This window comes from Aliiroseovarius sp. M344, assembly GCF_025140835.1.
Classification (GTDB): domain Bacteria; phylum Pseudomonadota; class Alphaproteobacteria; order Rhodobacterales; family Rhodobacteraceae; genus Aliiroseovarius.
In genome coordinates this window covers 3,192,675-3,210,813 of the sequence record NZ_CP081153.1, presented here as the reverse complement: position 1 = coordinate 3,210,813, position 18,139 = coordinate 3,192,675, and the positions used below count along the sequence as shown (strand labels likewise).

Sequence of the window (18,139 nt, the reverse complement as noted above, 5' to 3'; positions counted from 1 at the left end):
GTCACCTCAACCCGGTTTCTTAAAGAGGCTGTTCAACGGCAGCCTTTTGCCCAAACAAAATCACCTAAGCGCCCAAGCGCTTGGCGATCCACAAAACCGGGCACGCCGCCCCAACCGGGGCGTGCCAGACCGATGGGCACTCGCTGAACAAGAACAAGGCCTTGTTTCAGAAACCGCCCGTTCGGGCATGGAGACATAACAATAGGTTTAGCTGCCGAACCGGAAGGGTCCGACAATCTCTGAAAGTGCTCGCCTCTAGTCCAACCCCCAAGTCGGAATAAAAACATACACAAATTGTATCGGACAGGCTCCGATTCAATCTTCAGGTCAAATTTTAACCTAATTTTTCAAGGGCTTAACCCTTGATTTTATCATAGTCCCAAGTCGGCGATGTGAATCGCTGCATGCAAGCTAGCAATCTGTTTGCGGCTCACGCAATAGAACTTCGCGCTTGACTCATTCTTTGCTGAAACGAATCCCAAGCGGCTTGCACTTATGCAATTTTCGCCGCTGGAAACGCGAACGGAGCGTGCCTTTGAGGACACGCTCCGTTTGTTTTTCCAAACCAGTCTTTCGACCAGATTCGTGTTTAGCCAAGCGATTTAACACGTGCCGACAGGCGCGACACTTTGCGAGCTGCGGTGTTCTTGTGATAAACGCCTTTGGTCACGCCGCGCATCAGTTCGGGTTGCGCAGCTTTCAGAGCAGCCGAAGCGGCTTCCTTGTCGCCGGTTTCGATCGCTTCCTCAACTTTACGCAGGAAGGTGCGAATGCGCGAACGGCGGGCTTTGTTTACAGCAAAACGAGCCTCGTTCTGACGAGCGCGTTTTTTGGACTGGGGCGAATTTGCCATGTGTTTGATCCCTTCATCGGGTGTGTAGTACGTTTCAATAGTTGCGCGTCAGCACCCGACCGGGTTCAGAACCGGTGATTCTGGCCAAAGCGGGCCTCACGCGCATGTATGCGGCACCCTTTACGGAAAAACTTCCGCAAAGGGAACCCAAAATCTGCGTTATTTGTCGCGGAACTGCGGTTCGCGCTTTTCAGCGAAAGCGGCCATGCCTTCTTTCTGATCTTCGGTCGCAAACAGCGAATGGAAGACGCGACGCTCAAACAGGATGCCTTCGGTCAGTGGCAGCTGCTCGGCCCGGTTCACGGTTTCCTTGATCGCCATGACAGTGATCATCGATTTTTCTGCGATCTTTGCGGCGGCTGACATAGCTTCGTCCATCAGCTTTTTGGCCGGTACGACACGGCTGACAAGCCCCGCGCGCTCGGCTTCTTCCGCGTCCATGAAGCGACCGGTCAGGTTCATGTCCATCGACTTTGCACGTCCGACCAGTTTGGTCAGGCGCTGCGTGCCGCCCATGCCAGCCATAACACCCAGATTGATTTCCGGTTGGCCAAACTTGGCGGTATCTGACGCGATAATGAAGTCACACATCATGGCCAGCTCGCACCCACCGCCCAGCGCATAGCCGGACACGGCTGCGATGATCGGCTTTCGGATGCGCATGATGGCATCTTCTTCCGGGGTAAACAGGTCACCGGCAAAGACGTCGACGAAATTTTTCTCCGCCATCATCTTGATGTCGGCGCCGGCGGCGAAGGCCTTTTCAGATCCGGTGACGACGATACAGCGCACTTTGTCGTTCTGCTGAGCGTCCGCCAATGCTTCCCCAAGCTCGCCCAGCAAATCCAGATTCAGAGCGTTCAGCGCGTCGGGTCGGTTGAGCTTGATCAGGCAGACGTGATCTTCGGTCTCAACGATAATATTCTTATAGGCCATGGTTCCCCTTGCCATTGTCCGTGGTGGTCGAAGCGGAGTCGTAAGCATGCCCGCCCCAGTGATCAAGTTATCTTTGGCATTGCGCACAATAGAATGTTGAACGCCCCGATTGGGTGATTCGTCTGATTTTTCCAGAACAACCTTGCGTCACACACGCTTGGCCTTCGCGTCCATAAACCCGAAAATTGTGTTGAAAATAACCCAGTTCGCCGTCCGCCTGCCGATAATCATTCAAGGATGATCCGCCACTTTCGATGGCCTCACTCAGCACGTCCCGGATAATAGGGACCAGCTTGGCAATTCTGGCCGACGAAAGTTGCGCGGCCTTGCGTGTCGGGTGAATACCCGCCCGAAACAGTACTTCGCAGACATATATATTGCCAAGGCCGGCGATGATTCTTTGGTCCAGAAGCGCAGTTTTGATGGGAGAATTGCGGCGTTTCAGGGCCGCAATCAGGTAAGATTCATCGAACGTATTTCCCAAGGGCTCTGGCCCCAGCACCCGGATTAGCTTGTGTGCGTCAAGTTGGGCGGTATCGCACAAGTCCATGGCACCAAAGCGCCGTGGGTCGTTGAACGTCACCCGCGCACCGTTGTCCATGTCCAGAACCACATGGTCATGCTTTTCGGGCGCAGGGTGTTCGTGGTGAAACTTGCCCAGCGGATGGCCTGAGATCAGCATGCGTCCCGACATGCCCAGATGGGTGATCAGGGTCTCGCCGGTATCAAGATCGGCCAGCAGGTATTTCGACCGGCGCCCCAACCGCAGCACCTGCGCGCCCGTCAGCCGTTTCGCCATGTGCTCAGGGAACGGCCAACGCAGCCCGTCACGCCGGGTCTCGGCGTGTGTAATGCACGCGCCTTCCATCACTGGGGACAGGCCGCGGCGAACCGTCTCGACTTCAGGTAATTCCGGCATCTCGGTCGCCTCTCCATTGTGTGCCACCATTCGTCAGGATATGAGGGGTCAATCGTAAGGAATGGGCAAGCCCGATGAGCACCTCCGAGAAGAAAACAACCCATTTTGGGTTCAAGACCGTGGCCGAGGACGACAAAGCCGGCATGGTTCATGGCGTTTTCACCAATGTTGCGTCGAAATATGACATCATGAATGACGTGATGTCCGTCGGTATCCACCGCGTTTGGAAAGACGCGATGATGGATTGGCTGGCACCCCGAAACGGTCAGCGGCTTCTGGATGTCGCGGGCGGCACCGGCGATATCTCGTTCCGTTTTCTGGACCGCGCGCCCGAGGCATCTGCCGTTGTGCTGGATATGACCGAGTCGATGCTGGTCGAAGGTCGCAAGCGCGCAGATGCAGACAACAAAGCGGATCGGCTGGACTGGGTTGTCGGCGACGCCATGGCGCTGCCGTTCGAGGATAACAGTTTTGATCGTTACACGATCAGCTTCGGCATTCGCAACGTGACCCGCATTCCCGATGCTCTGCGCGAGGCCTATCGCGTGTTGCGCCCCGGCGGTCGCTTGATGGTGCTGGAATTCAGCCAATTGCCCAACGATGGGATGCAGAAGCTTTATGACCTGTATTCGTTCAACGTCATTCCCCGTATGGGCAAACTGATCGCGGATGATGCCGACAGTTATCAATACCTGGTCGAATCGATCCGGAAGTTCCCGGATCAAGACACGTTTGCACAGATGATCCGCGACGCTGGGTTTGACAATGTGAAGTACCGCAACCTTTCCTTGGGCATCGCGGCCTTACATTCGGGGTGGAAAATCTAGGATGCGCGGGCCCCACAACATCTGGCGGCTGATCCGCACCGGTGCGACCTTTCAAAGAACGGGCGCGATGGGCGTTGTTCTGGATGCGATGAATGCGCCTCCGGTTATTCGTATGGCAGCCCGGATCATCGGGTTCCCCTTCGCATGGCTGGGAAAGAAGGGTGATACATCGCTGCCGCCAGTGACCCGCGCCATCACCGCGCTGGGTCCGGCCTATATCAAGTTTGGTCAAATCCTGTCGACACGACCCGACGTTGTTGGCGCCGAACTGTCAGACCAGCTGCAATATTTGCAAGACAAGCTGCCACCCTTCCCATCTGCCATTGCTCGGAAAATGATCGAGAAAGAATTGGACATTAAAATCGACGAGGTGTTCTCTGAATTCTCAGAACCCGTCGCCGCGGCCTCGATCGCACAGGTTCATCGGGCACGGATCGCAGCGACCGGCGAAGATGTCGCCGTCAAAGTCTTGCGCCCACACATTGAACGTGCCTTCCGTACTGATATTGACGCGTTCCATTTCTCAGCCAGCTTCATCGAATGGCTATTGCCGTCAACGCGCCGCCTGCGCCCCACTGATGTGGTCGAGCATTTCGAAGGCGTGGTGATGGGCGAGCTGGATTTGCGGCTTGAAAGCGCGTCGGCCAGCGAGTTTGCAGAAAACACAGCAGGTGATGCCGGGTTTGTGGTGCCGAAGGTAAATTGGGGCCTGTCGGGTCGCACAGTTATGACATTGGGTTGGGGTGAAGGTATTCCAGCCAACGACCTGCCGACCATCCGCGCCTCGGGGCTGAACATGGATGCGCTGGGCGAACGGGTGCTGCAATTGTTCTTGTCGCACGCGCTGCGTGATGGGTTGTTTCATGGCGATATGCATCAGGGCAATCTGAAGTTCGCGGCAAACGGTGACGTCATCGCCATCGATTTCGGCATCATGGGCCGGATCGACGAATACACCCGCCGAGTCTATGCCGAGATCCTTTATGGCTTCATTACGCGCGACTATCGCCGTGTGGCGGAAGTTCATTTCGAAGCGGGCTATGTGCCAGCTGATCGCAATGTCGAAGAATTCGCCCGCGCCCTTCGTGCCGTTGGCGAGCCGATCTTCGGTATGGATGCCACCCAGATCTCGATGGGCCGACTTCTGTCTTACCTTTTCGAAGTTACCGAGAAGTTCGGGATGGAAACCCGCACCGAGCTGATCTTGCTGCAACGGACAATGGTGGTTGTCGAAGGCGTGGCCCGGTCTCTCAGTCCAAACATTAATATCTGGCAGGTCGCCAAACCGGTTGTGGAAAGCTACATCACCAGCTCGATCGGTCCGAAAGCTTTGCTGGGTGATCTGGCGCGTACGGTGCGTGTTCTGGCCCGTTTTGGCCCACGATTGCCTGAACTGGCCGAAGCGGCCTTGATCCGGCAATCCACGCCGCTGCCGGAAACTGACCGGGCGCGCCCGGTTCGGGCAATGGGGTATGTCGCGCTAGGCGGTGGGTTGGCGCTTGTGGCCGTTTGGGTTTCAAGCCTGCTCTAACGCGGCCAGTTCCATCCCGGCTACGCGTGCATAATCCTGATCGCCCTGTGCAACTTTCCATCGGCAATAGGCCGACATGCGCCACTGGAACAGAGGCGCCAAAGCCCGGTAACGCGAGACAGAAAAACTATCGCCGCTTTCGTGCTGATACGTTGTCAGGAAGGTTTCGATCTCAGCCACGCTGAGCGCCCTGTGACCGTAAAGCACCTGCATGGCTGGTGACAGGAACATGGCAATATCTGCGATTGGGTCGCCGATCACTGGGCATTGCCAATCGATCAGTCGAAGCCCATTAGCAGTCTCTAGGATGTTTCCCGGCACGATATCGCCATGCAAAAATGCGCGTCTGGCAGGGGGAAGGTCAGACCTGACTGGTGGCGACGGCGGCTCGTTGGTTGCACCCGTCACCATGTTATTCCCATCGGCGACAAGGGTTGCAGGTGTCGCAGTTGTCTCTGGCAACCCATCGGGCAACGGGCATTGGTGAAGTCGTGCCATCACCTGCGCAACTTTTCTCACGTCGCCCTGCCAGCGCTTTCCCTTGATATATTTGTACACGACGCTGTCACCCAATGTGCTGTCCTGAAATGCCACCAGATCAGGCGCAATCTGGGTTCCCGACAATGCGCGCAGGGCAAGGGCTTCCCGGGTTCCATCATTTGCGAACAGCGGCGTCGCTGTGTCCGGGACAAACAGCTTGCAGACCAGCTTAGGATTGTTGTCAAAATTAACCTTCCAGATCGGATTGGTTCGACCGCCGCCCAATGCCGTCCAGTGTGCCCCTTCCGGGATGACTCCTGCATCCGACCAAATGCGTTTCAACTGTTTCAGTTGCGATCGCGTCAGCGTTGTGGCCATGCCATGTGCACCCCATTTCAAATCAGCAACAAGCTATGGCGCAGCACCGGCAAGGGCAACCGTTGTGGTTACGACTCGCGGATGGCCGATACTGTGTCTGCCTGAATCTTCTGCCCACTTTCAAGGATCAGCCACAATTTTCCGTCGGCATTCTGGGTTTCGGTTATCTTGCTGTAGGCTTGCACCGGATCGGTGGAAAGGTGACGCCCGTCACCAGAACTGATCAGCTCGAAAGAATACACGCCGCGCGGTAGCGGGGTGCCATTTTGGCCCACGCCAGCCCACTGAATCGGATCGGTTGTTACAGGTACGACGGTGTTTTCCACAACTTCACCCGCCGCATTCTTGACCACCAGCCGCGTCTGATCCGCGCCAGTCGCCGGTTGGGGTACGAGTGTGATTGGGGTTTGGTCGAACAAAACGGGGGCGGCAACGCGCGCCTCCATCCCGACCCAGCCAGCAATATCAGACAAGCCCATCAAACCCAGCTTTGCCCCGAGACCGTCAAGCAGGTCGTTTGTCCGTACCTGCTGTTCCACGCCCGAGAACGTGGCAAGTTGCACGGCATAATCGGACGATTCAATCGGGTTCAGCGGATCCTGATTTTCCATCTGCGCCGTGAGCATCTTCAGAAATGTCTCAAAATCAGACGAGATCACGGCGTCGCCGTTTTTGGTGGCTTCGGTGTATTGGGCGGGGCCAGCTGTCAATGCAGCGGGCAGGGTTTGAGAAAATTCCATCGGTGGTCCTCTCTAGATTCTGATGTCCATACCGACGCTTTCGCCGATATTTATCTTCACGACATCCTGTTTGGGGGGGTGGGCAATTGTATCGACGCGACCCGGTTGGCGCGGTTCGGCATCGCTTTTGGGATGCCCATCGGTGGGCGCGTCGCCCTGTTGTTGAAAAGAGAAATTGACGTTGTCATAGCCAAGTTCATGCATGTCCCGCGCAAGCAGCTCGATATGACGCCGCATAAGATCCAAAGTCTCGGGGCGTTCAAACTGCAAGATGACATTCATCGAAGACGCCTCTGTCTGGAAGGTCATTCGCAAGCGCCCCAACTCTTCCGGGTTCAGCGTCAGTTCAACCGGTTTGTCGGGGTGTGAACGCGCAACCTCGACCAGCTGTGCAGAGATGATGCGAGGCACCTCTTGCGTCAGACGGGCCGGTTGCGTCAGGTGGCCAGCCTCTCGGGCAAGTGGGGCAGTCATGTCAGAAGGTGCATCGTCACGTTCTGAAACGACCTGCTGGATGTCAGACTCAACGCTAAAGGTTTGACCACCTGTTGCCTCGGTGGCCACCTGCAATGGAGCGTTGGCAGATTTCGGCGGGACAGAAGGCGCCGTGGCCGCTGGTCCGTTTTTGCGTTGCGTCTGTGCGTCGTTGACCGGCGATTTCTGTGCCACAAAGCCTTCCGTGGGTAGAGTTGGTTTGGCCGGATCGGATGCCACTGCAGTTGATGCCTGCGCGCGCGCCAAATGATCTTGCTGTGCTTCGTTGGTCTGAGCGGGCAAAGGCGGTGTTACGTTTGCCGGTTCGCCTGAATGGAGCAAGCGTGCCGATTGCGGTTGCTCGGCGACCACAGGATGAAGCGGTTCACTGATTGAAGAGACCGTCACCGGTTGGGGTGCTGGCGACAGGGGTGCCGCGCCGATTGAATTTGGCAAAGCGCTTAGTTCTGGGTTGATCGTCGCTTTCGGGTGGCGTCCCTCTGTGGGCTGTGTTTGGGGTTGAGACGTTTGCACTGACTCTTGCAAAGCATCGACATTGTGCCGTGGTTTCGGCCCTGTTCCGATATCCGAAGTTGACGACGCGACCATAGGCAATGACCCATGGCCGGGCTGACTGGCAGAGGTCGAAAGTTGTGTCGCAGTTGCAGGTTGCAATTGCGGCATTAAGGGCATCTCGGCCACCCAATCCTTCAAAGAAGCGGACCTCTCAGTCGACCCAGCAGCATCCATAATTAACTGCGGTGTACCGTCTTTGGTTTGGGCTGCTTGACCCAGCTTCAACTGGGTCATCTCTGGCAAGAGACCGCCACTGATCTCAACTGTTTCTAGCAACTTGTTGCCCTGCAATTTGGCCTCGCCGAAATCATCAGAGCCAGCGGCCAGCATTCGCGATCTGGGGGTCGGGCCGTTCCCTGGTGCAACCAGCCCCGGAATGTCCGGCGTCAGTGAAAACACCAAGCCGATGGCTGTGTCATCGATAGAATCCACGGGAATAGAGTCCACCTGCGCTTTTGCTGATTGGCCAATCTGTCGATTTTCCGTTTCGCTGAACCCACCGAAACGCATGGTCTGAGTTATCTGCATCAATAAATCCGGGTGTTCTGACTCCGTTGAACTGACCTTCGCAGACGCGGGTTACCAGTTCTTTACTGCTTGATGAGATAACCAAGAAAATTGTTCGCAATCGAGAAGGTCAAAGATGGACATTGTTGGAATTTCCAAATTGGGTGGAACAGCACCCAACGCTGATCGGGACGCAACACAAGACGCCCGCCTGATGGATGTTGCTCAAAAGCTGGAAGCCAGCTTCCTGTCCGAGATGTTGAAATCTGCTGGCGTTGGGAAAACGCCAGATAGCTTTGGCGGCGGCGCGGGTGAAGATCAGTTTTCATCTTTTCTCAGGCAGGCTCAGGCTGATGAAATGGTCAAAGCCGGGGGGATCGGGTTGGCACAGTCTTTGTTTGAAGCAATGAAGGGACACGACGATGGCGCGAACTGAACCTCATGCAGCTGTGAATGCTCTTGCGGATCTTTTGGAGCGGGAACGCGCGCAGATTCTTGCGGGAGAGATCGAACAACTCGCCAGGCTGCTTCCAGAAAAGGAGCGACTGTTCAATGCGCTGGAGCCTTCGGATGACGCCATTCCTGCGCTTGAGCAACTTCGCAGTCAGGCTGACAGAAATCAGCAACTTCTTGCGGCGGCAGCCAGAGGCATTCGTTCGGTAAAACAGCGTTTGGATGCCTTGCGCTCAACTCAGACGGAGCTGCGCACTTACACTCAAGCGGGTCAACCAAAGGATCTGTCCAAACCAGAATCTCTGCTTGAGCGAAAAGCGTGACAGCATCTGAATTGTCTTAAATTGAATGCATATGAATTGGGGCGATTCAGATTTCCTTTAGAGGATTGGCATCATCCTTTGCCTGCATCCTGAGGGGATGGCGCGTGTCGCAAATCCGGCATTGCAGAAGTCAGAATGGCTTGGAACCCCCGCCAAGACCGGCGGATATGAAAACTGGCGCAAAGCGCCAATGACTTAAGGGAACACACGAATGTCCAGTATTCTGACAAATAACAGCGCAATGGTCGCACTTCAGACGTTGAAATCCATCAACTCAAATCTCGCCAGCACACAAGCGGAAATCTCGACAGGCAAAGCCATCGGGTCAGCCAAAGACAACGCCGCGGTCTGGGCGATCTCAAAAGTGATGGAAGCGGACGTGAAGGGCTTCAAAGGCATTTCGGATAGCTTGTCACTTGGGGAAAGCACTGTTGCGGTCGCGCGCCAGGCGTCGGAAACGGTGACCGACCTGCTGACCGAGATCAAATCCAAGATCGTCGCTGCCCAAGAAGACAATGTTGATCGCGGCAAAATCCAAACGGACATCGTTGCGCTGCGGAACCAAATTACTTCGGTGGTCGGTGCAGCTCAGTTCAACGGTCTGAACCTAGTGGATGGATCACAAACAGGCACCAATGCCAACGGCAATACCGGCGTTGATGTTCTGTCGTCACTTGATCGGAAGGCTGACGGGTCGATTGTCACCAGCTCTATTGGTGTCGATTCGCAAAACCTGTCGCTGACTGCGGGCACCGTATTGGCAGCTGGTGCCGCATCGGTCGGAACAGATCCCGGTACCGCCGGTGTCATCGATGCGAATGATGGCGGCACAGCTGATAGCATCACCCTTGATACCTTCGCATTTCTTGATACATCCGGTGGTGCCACGGCAACTGCTGCGGTCATGCCGGATGCCGCTGGCGTTGATACAGCCGTGAACACCGGTCTGGTTGTTGGCGACCAGCTTTCGCTCACCATTGGATCAGTTCAGGGCAGTTATGTCATTAAAGAAGGCGATACTGCGGAATCTGTAGTTGCCGGAATGAAGAACGCTCTGGTCTCGCAGGGGCTGGACGGTAGCAGCTTCAGCATGGACATCGACACCAATGCTGCCCAACTCGTGATTACCAACGAGACCAATTCCGACGCTGCTTTCTCGTTCAGCGCATCGCGCGGTTCAGGTGGGCTGTCTGGGCTGGCAACAATGGATGTGTCAACCAGCGGTGGCGCAGACGCAGCACTTGGTGCGATTGAGAACATGATTCAGACATCGATTGATGCCTCTGCCACCTTTGGTTCTGTCGAAGGCCGGATTGAGATTCAGTCTAACTTTGTGGGCAAGTTGTCGGACTCGCTGAAGGCCGGCATCGGCGCAATGGTTGACGCTGACATGGAGGCGGCATCGGCAAGGTTGCAGGCACTTCAGGTTCAGCAGCAACTTGGCACGCAAGCGCTGTCGATTGCGAACCAAGCGCCGCAGAACATTCTGTCGCTGTTCCGCTAATACTTACCGAGGGTGCCAAAATGGCGCCCTCTTCCTAACCCCATGAAGTTTCTCGTCACTGGAAGGAACCCCCCGTGAACGCTGTTGCCTTGGCCAAAACGGCCTATAACTCCTCTTCCCGCGCGCCACTCCGCACGTCTCGCGGTACCGAATACGAAGCCTTTGCGAAAGTTACTCATCAGTTGGGTCGCGCTCAAACGTCAAACTTCGCTGAACTTGCCGCGGCTCTCCACGAAAATCGACGGCTTTGGACTTTGCTGGCGGCTGACGTTGCTGGCGAAGGCAATGGATTGCCAGACGATCTGCGCGCCCGCGTGTTTTACCTTGCCGAGTTCACCGCTGACCACAGTCGCAAAGTGCTATCAGAGGGAGCAGACGCTGCGGTTCTGGTTGAGATCAATACAGCTGTAATGCGCGGTCTGCGTCAATCGGAGGGTGTGGCATGAGTGGTCTTGTTTTGAAGCTAAGCCCGAAAGAACGTGTTCTCATCAATGGGGCCGTTATCGAAAACGGCGACCGCCGCTCGCGTTTGTCCATCGTGACGCCAAATGCAAACATTCTACGCTTGCGCGATGCCATCCATCCGGAGAACGCCAATACGCCCGTTCGCCGGGTCTGTTACATAGCGCAACTGGTGCTGTCCGGCGACGCCACGAAGGAAGATGCGCGTCTGCAGTTGTTACGCGGGATTGAACAGCTCAGTCAGGTCCTGACTGACATCGATAGCCGTGATTTGTTGTCCAAATCGACAAGCGCAGTTCTGGAGGATCAGTACTATATTGCGCTGAAGCACCTTAGGGCATTGCTGCCAAGAGAAGATCGTCTTTTGGGCGGACGCCTTTCATGACTTATCAACCCGTTGTTCCAATGGGTGGCGCTGCGGGATGGGCCTTCTTGCAAAGAACTCAAGCTGCGCAACAAAAAGCCTTCAACGCCTCGCCAGAGATCCAGCGAGACACGCAGTATTTCGAAGACAATATTGCGAAGGTGAAGAACAGTGCAGACCTTATGGATGATCGCCGCTTGTTGCGCGTGGCGTTGGGGGCCTATGGTCTGGGTGGTGACCTTAACAGCACGTATTTTATCAAAAAGGTCTTGGATGATGGGACGCTTGATCAAGGCGATCTGGCCAACAAGCTTTCTGACAAGCGGTATCTGGAATTTGCCAAAGACTTCGGGTTTGGCGACTATGGTATCCCAAGAACGCAGATATCGAATTTCGGTTCCGATGTTGCCGCCGCTTACCGCCTGAAGCAATTCGAGATCGCGGTCGGGCAGCAGGATCCGGATATGCGGCTGGCTATGACGTTGGACAGCCAGTTAGCGGAAGTTGTCAGCGGCTCAGGATCTGACGACACCAAATGGTATAAGATCATGGGAAACCCGCCACTGCGCGAAGTTTTCCAAACAGCCTTTGGTCTGCCTGCTGCCTTTGGGGCGGTGGACATTGATCAGCAGCTCAGTACATTTCGCAGCAAGGCAAATCGTTATTTCGGCGACAGTACCGTCGATCAGTTTTCCCAACAGAGTAAAAAAGATGAACTCAACCGGCTTTTCCTCGTGCGGTCGCAAATTGCGTCCGGCGCCGCATCCATGTCCAGTGGTTCAATAGCTTTGAGTTTACTGCAAAACTTGTAGGCTTTCGCGCGCCATACCTTAAGTCTCCATACAGCTAGAAAGGCGATGAAAACTTGCTGCACTGTCTTTTGGCTCAGTCTCGGTCAGGAAAGCGTCCAAGTCGGGCCATGCGGCAATGGCTTCGTCCAGGGCTTGATCGGAGCCTGCAGTGTAAAGCCCGGCCTGGATCATCATCTCGGACCGGTTGTACTGGCCAAGTAACTTGCGGCCCCGCGAGATCAGCGCGTTCTCTGCATCAGTCGCCGCTTCCGGCAAAGCACGAGAAACTGATCGCAGCAAATCGATCGCGGGGAACCGCCCCCTCTCGGCAATATTGCGGTCTAGAACAACATGCCCGTCCAGAACACCACGTAGGATGTCGGCAACCGGCTCCTCCATATCCGATCCGGCGACCAGAACCGAAAAGATCGCGGTGATATCGCCAGCTGCGCCTGACCCGGGTCCCGCCCGCTCGCAAAGCGTCGTGATTTGCTGGGCAGTGGATGGGGGGAACCCGCGCAGATTGCCGCCTTCGCCAGCAGCCAATGCGATTTCACGATGCGCTTCGGCATAGCGGGTGACGCTGTCGGCCAGAAACAAGACGTGCTGACCCTGATCACGGAAATGCTCGGCGACCGTCATTGCAGCCCAACCGCATCTGCGTCGCACCATCGGCGATTGGTCAGAGGTCGCGGCAACAACCACGGCCCGCTTCATCCCTTCGGGGCCCAGAACGCGATCGACAAATTCTTTGACCTCGCGCCCGCGCTCGCCAATCAGTGCGATCACAACCACATCGGCTTGTACCCCGCGTGCGAGCTTCGCCAGCAAAGTCGATTTACCGACGCCTGATCCTGCAAAAAGCCCGATCCGTTGGCCCCGTACAATTGGCAAGAAGGTGTTGAACGCCGCCAACCCGGTTTCCAGCCGCGCCCCCAATGCGCGACGTTCGGTGGGATTGGAGGTCTGACCCCGCAATGGTGATACACGCGCGCCCCGCAAGATCGGCTTGCCATCCAGTGCTTGCCCCATCGGGTCAATCACGCGGCCGATCCAACTGTCATCAGGGGCGATCTCAGCGCGGCCGTGCAGGAAGACCTGATCTCCTATTTGCAACCCCTCGACGTCTCCGTCAGGCAGGACAGTTACGGATTCCGCTGACAGGTTCAGGATCTCGCCCCTCCGTGCGCGTCCCGTTTTGGGCTTGATCTCGACCAGATCGGCCTGCGCGGCAACCGTCGAAAGACCGCAGACCTGCAAAGTGCCGCGCCCGATCTCGGCGATACGACCGACATCTGCGACGGGGCGTACGGACGCAATCTCGGCGGCGAGTTGTTCGAATCCTAACTGGGCCACGCGGCACCTCCATTCAATCTTTGAAACTGTTTATAAAGGAATCAGGGTTAAGCCTTGGTTGAAGCCAATCGAGGGAGAAGCCCCGATGTTTGAAAAAATGGATATCTTAACTAAGGCTGTGGGGTTGGCAAAACATGCCGCTGCACGCCAGTCGGTGATCGCGCAGAATGTCGCGAATGCTGATACACCCGGATACCGGGCGAAAGATATTGCGTCTTTTGCCGACACGTTCCGTACGGATGATGGCAGTGCGCTGCGTACCACGCGCGCGCGCCACCTATCGGGGGGTGCCGCCGCAGGGCACGCCGACTTAGATCCACAAACCGTTTTTCGAGCGGGTGCGATGTCGCCCAACGGAAATTCTGTCGCGCTGGAGGCTGAGATGATGGCCGCCGCTGAGGCCAAGCGCGATCACGATTTGGCCCTGACAGTCTATAAGACGTCACTTGGCATTATGCGCACAGCGCTGGGCCGTAGGTGAGGTGAAGACATATGAATGACCTAAAAGCTTCCGTCGCCGCCGCCGCATCTGGCATGCAAAGTCAGGCAAACCGCCTGCGCCATGTTTCTGAAAACATCGCCAATGCAGATACGCCCGGATACCGCCGAAAACTGGCCAGTTTCGAAGCCGTCATGGACGCTGGGCAGGCCACTGGCGCTGTGCGGTCTGGGCGTGTTTCGCTGGATCAAGCCGCATTGCCAGCGATTTATGACCCATCACACCCGATGGCAGACGAAACAGGCCACTATGAAGGCTCTAACGTCGACCTTGTCATCGAAATCGCGGACGCTCGCGAAGCCCAGCGCAGCTATGAGGCCAACCTGAAAATGTTCGATCAGGCCCGACAAATGTCTCGTGGCCTTCTTGAACTTCTGCGCCGATAGGAACTGGAACCATGGACATCAGATCTACGCTCGCCTCGCAACAGTATGCGGCATCCAAACAAGCGACTTTACCAACACCGCAATCCGAACAAAGCAAGAACCCATTTTCGGCGGCGGCAACCAGTTTTGCGGCAACTGTAGAACAGGGCGAGAAGACAGCGATGGCAGCCCTGTCAGGGAACGCGGATCCCCATGCTTTGGTGCAAGCGCTGGCGCAGACTGAACTGGCCGTCGAAACCGCTGTCACGGTGCGCGACAAGGTCGTTGAGGCTTATCAGGAAATTTTGAGGATGCCGGTCTGATGATGGATGAGTTTATTTTCTACGACACATTGCGGGCCGGGCTTTGGATTGCAGTGATGATTTCGCTTCCGATCCTGACCGTTGCGCTTTTGTCGGGTTTGATTGTTGGCCTGTTCCAAGCGCTGACATCGATACAAGAAATGACGCTGACTTTCGTGCCGAAACTGATTGCGATCCTTGTCGTGTTTTGGGGCAGCATGGGTTTCATGACAGAAACGCTTGTCAGCTTCTTCCAAATGCGGGTCGTCCCGCTGATCGCGGGAGGCTAAGCATGGACAATATCGGGTACACATCGCTGACGCGCCAAGCTGGATTGATGCGCGAAATACAGAGCGTTGCGAACAACATTGCGAATGCTTCAACCACCGGGTTCCGTCGCGAAGGCGTCGTTTTTTCCGAGTATGTGAACGCGCTCGAACCTGGGGATTCATCGCTGTCAATGGCGACTGGCAATGTGCGGGCGCTTGACCTTCAGCAGGGTGCACTGACCCAAACCGGCGGCGCTTTTGATTTCGCGATCGAAGGCGATGGTTTTTTTCTGGTCGAAGGGCCGTCAGGCCAATTCCTGACCCGGGCTGGTTCTTTTACCCCGTCGACCGAAGGGGAGCTGGCCACACCTGACGGGTATCGCCTGCTGGATGGTGGTGGATCGCCGATCTTTGTTCCGCCAGACGCGACGTCAGTGGCCGTCGCGACAGACGGGACCATTTCGGTCAATGGGCGCGCTGTTGCGCAGGTCGGGCTGTATGCGCCGCTTGACCAAAATGACCTATTGCACCGCGACGGTGTTCGGTTTGAAGCGCCAGGGGGAATTGAGCCCGCATTCGGTGATGCCGCGATTTTGCAGGGTTTTCTCGAGGGGTCAAACGTTGATCCGATCGCCGAAGTTGCGCGCATGATCGAGGTCCAGCGGAGCTATGAATTGGGTCAAAAATTCCTTGAGAGAGAGGACGAGCGTATTCGCGGCGTCCTGAAAACAGTTGGCGGTTAAAGGAGGTTTATCATGCGTGCATTAAACATTGCAGCCACGGGTATGCTTGCGCAACAAATGCGTGTCGAGACGATCTCGAACAACCTCGCGAACATGTCAACGACGGGTTATAACGCGCGGCGCGCTGAATTCGCAGACCTGCATTATCAACAAATGGCTCATGCGGGGACGATCAATGCCTCGGACGGGACGGCTCTGCCGACTGGCATCCAACTGGGGCTGGGTGTGCGGCCCACGTCTGTCTCAATGCTGGTGCAACAGGGCACTCTGACGCAAACCAACGGTAATTTGGACCTTGCGATTGAAGGCAAGGGGTATCTGGAAGTGACGCTGCCGTCAGGAGCTTCGGGCTACACCCGTGATGGAGGGCTGAAACTATCCGGCGATGGCCTGATTGTCACATCTGATGGCTATGCGGTCGCGCCTGAAATAACGGTTCCAAGTGATGCGCGGTCGATTTCTATCAACGCTGACGGCGAGGTTTATGCCTACTTTGATGATGCTGTTGAACCAGAGCTTTTAGGAGCTTTCACGCTTGCCGGGTTCACCAACGAAAAAGGTCTTGAGGCAATCGGATCGAACCTGTTTCGTGAAACATCTGCCTCTGGTCTCGCATTTGTAGGTGCACCCGGAGAAGATGGGCGCGGTACGCTGCGCCAGGGTTATTTGGAAAACAGCACTGTTGATGCAGTACGCGAGGTCACTGAGTTGATCGAGGCGCAGCGCGGATACGAACTGAATTCAAAGGTCATAACCGCCGCCGATCAGATGTTGGCAGCAACGACCCAGGTGCGGTGATGAAAGCTCTTTTCATCGCCCTGTTGTTCATAGCGACCGCTAGCGCAGCCGTTTCCGAAACGGTGGTTGCCGCCCGAAACATTCGCGCGAATGTGGTGATAACCGCGACAGACCTCAAGCTTGTGAGTTCCGATTTGGCGAACGGGTTCGGGTCAATCGACGATGTGGTCGGACAAGAAACACGGGTGGTTCTTTATGCCGGCCGGCCAGTAATGGTGAATGACATCGGCCCGCCCGCTCTGGTCGAACGCAACCAGATTGTGACTTTGGCCTATGTCGCCGGCCCGCTGACCATTTTGGCAGATGGTCGCAGCCTTGGGCGTGCAGGGGTCGGTGATCGTGTGCGCGTTCTTAACCTGTCATCACGCACGACAGTTACCGGTTCGGTCGAAGCCGACGGCACAATCTCTGTCTCCAACTCTCGTCATTAAGCCCGAAGGATGCCCTATGCGCCCAATTCTTTTTGCAGTACTCACCCTCTTCTTAGTTTCAGCGTGTTCTCGAATGAACGAGGTAGGCAAGGCGCCCGATCTCAACCCGGTTGAAATGAGCGCCGAACATGTGGCGATGAACGCTTCCGCGCTTCCGCGAACGTCGCCGCCGAAAAGTTCGCCTGTCCGGGCATCGCTTTGGAGCGGGGGGCGGCAGTCCCTGTTGGGGGACCGGCGTGCGCAAGCGGCAGGTGATATCCTGACCGTGGTCATAGAGATTGATGATCGGGCCGAGTTTTCCAACAGCTCGAAACGAGCGCGTGGCGCGTCTGAGGAAATGGGCGTGCCGAATTTCTTCGGTGTGCCACAATCCATCGATAACGATCTGATCGAAGGCGCGTCGATGGCGAACGCTGTGTCGCTGTCGTCGAATAGTTCGTCCAATGGGAATGGATCAGTGAAACGGAACGAGAAGTTGGAACTTCGCGTCGCCGCAACAGTGATTGGCACGCTGCCAAACGGCGTTCTGAAGATCCAGGGCACGCAAGAGGTTCGGGTGAACTTTGAGCTTCGAGAGCTGTTGGTTACGGGGTTTGTGCGACCCGAAGATATCTCGCGTCAGAACGAAATCTCCTATGACAAGATCGCATCGGCACGGATTTCCTATGGCGGTCGCGGCCAAATCAGTGATGTCCAGCAGCCACGCTATGGCCAGCAGATCACCGATATTATTTTGCCGTTCTGAAGGGATTGACGATGGGAAAGGTGTTTCCGATTTTGCTCGCCTTGGTCGGTTTGGCTGCAGGGGCCAGCATTGGCTTTTTCATAAAGCCAACGCCCGAGATCGCACTGGCGAACCCATGCGGCGAAGGTGGAGGTGACACGGTTCAAATCGAACCGTCACCTGCAGCACCTGAAGTTGATCCGAACAGTGAATTTGTCAAAATAAACAATCAGTTCGTTATACCCATTGTTCGCGGCGAAAGGGTAACGGCGCTTGTTGTGTTGTCTTTGAATCTGGAAGTCATTTCAGGTAATCGCGAGGCGGTTTATCTGCGCGAGCCTAAATTGCGGGATGAGTTCTTGCAGGTCATGTTTAACCACGCAAACAGTGGGGGATTTGACGGGGTATTCACCCAGACCAGTCGCTTGACCAATCTGCGTCGTGCTTTGCGCGAGGTTGCCACCAGTATTCTTGGCGACGTTGTGCACGACGTTCTTGTCACGAACATTGTGCGGCAGGACCAATAATGAAAGC

The 18,139-nt window shown here is 56.0% G+C and carries 24 protein-coding genes; 17 read left to right on the top strand and 7 right to left on the bottom strand.

Translation table 11 applies throughout. From position 1 onward, the window contains the following. Positions 1 to 589: 589 nt before the first annotated feature. From rpsT to mutM, 3 genes are all read right to left on the bottom strand, one after another. The gene (gene rpsT, locus K3556_RS15685) at positions 590 to 853 is read right to left on the bottom strand and encodes a 30S ribosomal protein S20 (RefSeq protein WP_260517690.1); all 264 of its coding nucleotides are present in this window, start codon (positions 851 to 853) and stop codon (positions 590 to 592) included. A gap of 159 nt (positions 854 to 1,012) precedes the next feature. Then, on the bottom strand, positions 1,013 to 1,789 hold the full coding sequence (locus K3556_RS15680) for an enoyl-CoA hydratase (RefSeq protein WP_260517689.1): 777 nt from the start codon (positions 1,787 to 1,789) through the stop codon (positions 1,013 to 1,015). A gap of 67 nt (positions 1,790 to 1,856) precedes the next feature. Next, complete coding sequence (gene mutM, locus K3556_RS15675) at positions 1,857 to 2,708, bottom strand: bifunctional DNA-formamidopyrimidine glycosylase/DNA-(apurinic or apyrimidinic site) lyase (protein ID WP_260519272.1); 852 nt, start codon at positions 2,706 to 2,708, stop codon at positions 1,857 to 1,859. A gap of 74 nt (positions 2,709 to 2,782) precedes the next feature. Here mutM and ubiE point away from each other — a divergent pair, with 74 nt between their 5' ends. Continuing rightward, entirely contained in the window at positions 2,783 to 3,535 is a 753-nt protein-coding gene (gene ubiE / locus K3556_RS15670; protein ID WP_260517688.1) for a bifunctional demethylmenaquinone methyltransferase/2-methoxy-6-polyprenyl-1,4-benzoquinol methylase UbiE, read from the top strand. Between the two features lies 1 nt (position 3,536). After that, positions 3,537 to 5,066, top strand: coding sequence for a 2-polyprenylphenol 6-hydroxylase (ubiB, locus tag K3556_RS15665; protein ID WP_260517687.1), 1,530 nt, complete (start codon positions 3,537 to 3,539; stop codon positions 5,064 to 5,066). Here the strand turns inward: ubiB and K3556_RS15660 are convergent. From K3556_RS15660 to K3556_RS15650, 3 genes are all read right to left on the bottom strand, one after another. After that, positions 5,052 to 5,924, bottom strand: a complete 873-nt coding sequence (locus K3556_RS15660; RefSeq protein WP_260517686.1) for a phosphotransferase — start codon at positions 5,922 to 5,924, stop codon at positions 5,052 to 5,054. The two genes, ubiB and K3556_RS15660, sit on opposite strands and share 15 nt — an antisense overlap. Before the next feature lie 68 nt (positions 5,925 to 5,992). Further along, complete coding sequence (locus K3556_RS15655; protein ID WP_260517685.1) at positions 5,993 to 6,664, bottom strand: flagellar hook capping FlgD N-terminal domain-containing protein; 672 nt, start codon at positions 6,662 to 6,664, stop codon at positions 5,993 to 5,995. A 12-nt stretch (positions 6,665 to 6,676) separates the two neighbouring features. Beyond that, complete coding sequence (locus tag K3556_RS15650) at positions 6,677 to 8,146, bottom strand: flagellar hook-length control protein FliK (protein ID WP_260517684.1); 1,470 nt, start codon at positions 8,144 to 8,146, stop codon at positions 6,677 to 6,679. A 289-nt stretch (positions 8,147 to 8,435) separates the two neighbouring features. On the opposite strand from K3556_RS15650, the gene K3556_RS15645 reads away from it, so the two are divergent. The 6 genes from K3556_RS15645 to K3556_RS15620 all read left to right on the top strand — a co-directional run bounded on the left by K3556_RS15645 (position 8,436) and on the right by K3556_RS15620 (position 12,139). Then, on the top strand, positions 8,436 to 8,657 hold the full coding sequence (locus K3556_RS15645; RefSeq protein WP_409557780.1) for a rod-binding protein: 222 nt from the start codon (positions 8,436 to 8,438) through the stop codon (positions 8,655 to 8,657). Next, complete coding sequence (locus K3556_RS15640; RefSeq protein WP_260517682.1) at positions 8,644 to 8,997, top strand: flagellar biosynthesis protein FlgN; 354 nt, start codon at positions 8,644 to 8,646, stop codon at positions 8,995 to 8,997. The genes K3556_RS15645 and K3556_RS15640 overlap by 14 nt, the downstream gene beginning before the upstream one ends. Before the next feature lie 211 nt (positions 8,998 to 9,208). Then, positions 9,209 to 10,501 (top strand): flagellin, encoded by a 1,293-nt coding sequence (locus K3556_RS15635; RefSeq protein WP_260517681.1) that lies wholly within the window; start codon positions 9,209 to 9,211, stop codon positions 10,499 to 10,501. A 74-nt stretch (positions 10,502 to 10,575) separates the two neighbouring features. Then, a complete protein-coding gene (gene flaF, locus K3556_RS15630) occupies positions 10,576 to 10,947 on the top strand; it encodes a flagellar biosynthesis regulator FlaF (protein ID WP_260517680.1) in 372 nt (123 codons plus the stop codon). Then, positions 10,944 to 11,348 carry a flagellar biosynthesis repressor FlbT gene (gene flbT, locus K3556_RS15625; RefSeq protein ID WP_260517679.1) on the top strand — a complete coding sequence of 135 codons (405 nt, stop codon included), beginning with the start codon at positions 10,944 to 10,946 and terminating at the stop codon, positions 11,346 to 11,348. Before flaF ends, flbT begins: the two co-directional genes overlap by 4 nt. A gap of 20 nt (positions 11,349 to 11,368) precedes the next feature. Beyond that, positions 11,369 to 12,139 (top strand): DUF1217 domain-containing protein, encoded by a 771-nt coding sequence (locus K3556_RS15620; RefSeq protein WP_260517678.1) that lies wholly within the window; start codon positions 11,369 to 11,371, stop codon positions 12,137 to 12,139. Positions 12,140 to 12,157: 18 nt separating this feature from the next. Here K3556_RS15620 and K3556_RS15615 read toward each other — a convergent pair whose 3' ends face one another. Then, positions 12,158 to 13,474 (bottom strand): FliI/YscN family ATPase, encoded by a 1,317-nt coding sequence (locus tag K3556_RS15615; RefSeq protein WP_260517677.1) that lies wholly within the window; start codon positions 13,472 to 13,474, stop codon positions 12,158 to 12,160. Positions 13,475 to 13,559: 85 nt separating this feature from the next. Here K3556_RS15615 and K3556_RS15610 point away from each other — a divergent pair, with 85 nt between their 5' ends. From K3556_RS15610 to K3556_RS15570, 9 genes are read left to right on the top strand one after another with little or no spacing between them, the layout of a single operon-like run. Then, positions 13,560 to 13,955 (top strand): FlgB family protein, encoded by a 396-nt coding sequence (locus tag K3556_RS15610; RefSeq protein ID WP_260517676.1) that lies wholly within the window; start codon positions 13,560 to 13,562, stop codon positions 13,953 to 13,955. A gap of 11 nt (positions 13,956 to 13,966) precedes the next feature. After that, positions 13,967 to 14,359: a flagellar basal body rod protein FlgC gene (flgC, locus tag K3556_RS15605; protein ID WP_260517675.1), complete on the top strand. Its 393-nt coding sequence runs from the start codon at positions 13,967 to 13,969 to the stop codon at positions 14,357 to 14,359. Between the two features lie 11 nt (positions 14,360 to 14,370). Beyond that, positions 14,371 to 14,661 carry a flagellar hook-basal body complex protein FliE gene (gene fliE, locus K3556_RS15600; RefSeq protein ID WP_260517674.1) on the top strand — a complete coding sequence of 97 codons (291 nt, stop codon included), beginning with the start codon at positions 14,371 to 14,373 and terminating at the stop codon, positions 14,659 to 14,661. After that, entirely contained in the window at positions 14,661 to 14,930 is a 270-nt protein-coding gene (locus K3556_RS15595; protein WP_260517673.1) for a flagellar biosynthetic protein FliQ, read from the top strand. Before fliE ends, K3556_RS15595 begins: the two co-directional genes overlap by 1 nt. Before the next feature lie 2 nt (positions 14,931 to 14,932). Further along, on the top strand, positions 14,933 to 15,652 hold the full coding sequence (locus K3556_RS15590) for a flagellar hook-basal body complex protein (RefSeq protein WP_260517672.1): 720 nt from the start codon (positions 14,933 to 14,935) through the stop codon (positions 15,650 to 15,652). A gap of 12 nt (positions 15,653 to 15,664) precedes the next feature. Beyond that, a complete protein-coding gene (flgG, locus tag K3556_RS15585; protein ID WP_260517671.1) occupies positions 15,665 to 16,450 on the top strand; it encodes a flagellar basal-body rod protein FlgG in 786 nt (261 codons plus the stop codon). Then, the gene (gene flgA / locus K3556_RS15580) at positions 16,450 to 16,881 is read left to right on the top strand and encodes a flagellar basal body P-ring formation chaperone FlgA (protein WP_260517670.1); all 432 of its coding nucleotides are present in this window, start codon (positions 16,450 to 16,452) and stop codon (positions 16,879 to 16,881) included. The genes flgG and flgA overlap by 1 nt, the downstream gene beginning before the upstream one ends. A gap of 16 nt (positions 16,882 to 16,897) precedes the next feature. After that, positions 16,898 to 17,626 (top strand): flagellar basal body L-ring protein FlgH, encoded by a 729-nt coding sequence (gene flgH / locus K3556_RS15575; protein WP_260517669.1) that lies wholly within the window; start codon positions 16,898 to 16,900, stop codon positions 17,624 to 17,626. A 41-nt stretch (positions 17,627 to 17,667) separates the two neighbouring features. Continuing rightward, a complete protein-coding gene (locus K3556_RS15570) occupies positions 17,668 to 18,132 on the top strand; it encodes a flagellar basal body-associated FliL family protein (protein ID WP_312847270.1) in 465 nt (154 codons plus the stop codon). The last annotated feature ends 7 nt before the right edge of the window (positions 18,133 to 18,139 follow it).

Excerpts from the sequence above, each read along its gene's own strand:
- rpsT (WP_260517690.1), bottom strand. The coding sequence starts at position 853 with ATGGCAAATTCGCCCCAGTCCAAAAAACGCGCTCGTCAGAACGAGGCT.
- K3556_RS15610 (WP_260517676.1), top strand. The coding sequence starts at position 13,560 with ATGTTTGAAAAAATGGATATCTTAACTAAGGCTGTGGGGTTGGCAAAA.
- K3556_RS15645 (WP_409557780.1), top strand. The coding sequence starts at position 8,436 with ATGGATGTTGCTCAAAAGCTGGAAGCCAGCTTCCTGTCCGAGATGTTG.
- ubiE (WP_260517688.1), top strand. The coding sequence starts at position 2,783 with ATGAGCACCTCCGAGAAGAAAACAACCCATTTTGGGTTCAAGACCGTG.
- K3556_RS15655 (WP_260517685.1), bottom strand. The coding sequence starts at position 6,664 with ATGGAATTTTCTCAAACCCTGCCCGCTGCATTGACAGCTGGCCCCGCC.
- K3556_RS15635 (WP_260517681.1), top strand. The coding sequence starts at position 9,209 with ATGTCCAGTATTCTGACAAATAACAGCGCAATGGTCGCACTTCAGACG.
- K3556_RS15590 (WP_260517672.1), top strand. The coding sequence starts at position 14,933 with ATGGACAATATCGGGTACACATCGCTGACGCGCCAAGCTGGATTGATG.
- K3556_RS15660 (WP_260517686.1), bottom strand. The coding sequence starts at position 5,924 with ATGGCCACAACGCTGACGCGATCGCAACTGAAACAGTTGAAACGCATT.
- fliE (WP_260517674.1), top strand. The coding sequence starts at position 14,371 with ATGGACATCAGATCTACGCTCGCCTCGCAACAGTATGCGGCATCCAAA.
- K3556_RS15595 (WP_260517673.1), top strand. The coding sequence starts at position 14,661 with ATGATGGATGAGTTTATTTTCTACGACACATTGCGGGCCGGGCTTTGG.
- ubiB (WP_260517687.1), top strand. The coding sequence starts at position 3,537 with ATGCGCGGGCCCCACAACATCTGGCGGCTGATCCGCACCGGTGCGACC.
- K3556_RS15620 (WP_260517678.1), top strand. The coding sequence starts at position 11,369 with ATGGGTGGCGCTGCGGGATGGGCCTTCTTGCAAAGAACTCAAGCTGCG.
- flbT (WP_260517679.1), top strand. The coding sequence starts at position 10,944 with ATGAGTGGTCTTGTTTTGAAGCTAAGCCCGAAAGAACGTGTTCTCATC.
- mutM (WP_260519272.1), bottom strand. The coding sequence starts at position 2,708 with ATGCCGGAATTACCTGAAGTCGAGACGGTTCGCCGCGGCCTGTCCCCA.
- flgC (WP_260517675.1), top strand. The coding sequence starts at position 13,967 with ATGAATGACCTAAAAGCTTCCGTCGCCGCCGCCGCATCTGGCATGCAA.
- flgG (WP_260517671.1), top strand. The coding sequence starts at position 15,665 with ATGCGTGCATTAAACATTGCAGCCACGGGTATGCTTGCGCAACAAATG.
- flgH (WP_260517669.1), top strand. The coding sequence starts at position 16,898 with ATGCGCCCAATTCTTTTTGCAGTACTCACCCTCTTCTTAGTTTCAGCG.
- K3556_RS15640 (WP_260517682.1), top strand. The coding sequence starts at position 8,644 with ATGGCGCGAACTGAACCTCATGCAGCTGTGAATGCTCTTGCGGATCTT.
- flgA (WP_260517670.1), top strand. The coding sequence starts at position 16,450 with ATGAAAGCTCTTTTCATCGCCCTGTTGTTCATAGCGACCGCTAGCGCA.
- K3556_RS15680 (WP_260517689.1), bottom strand. The coding sequence starts at position 1,789 with ATGGCCTATAAGAATATTATCGTTGAGACCGAAGATCACGTCTGCCTG.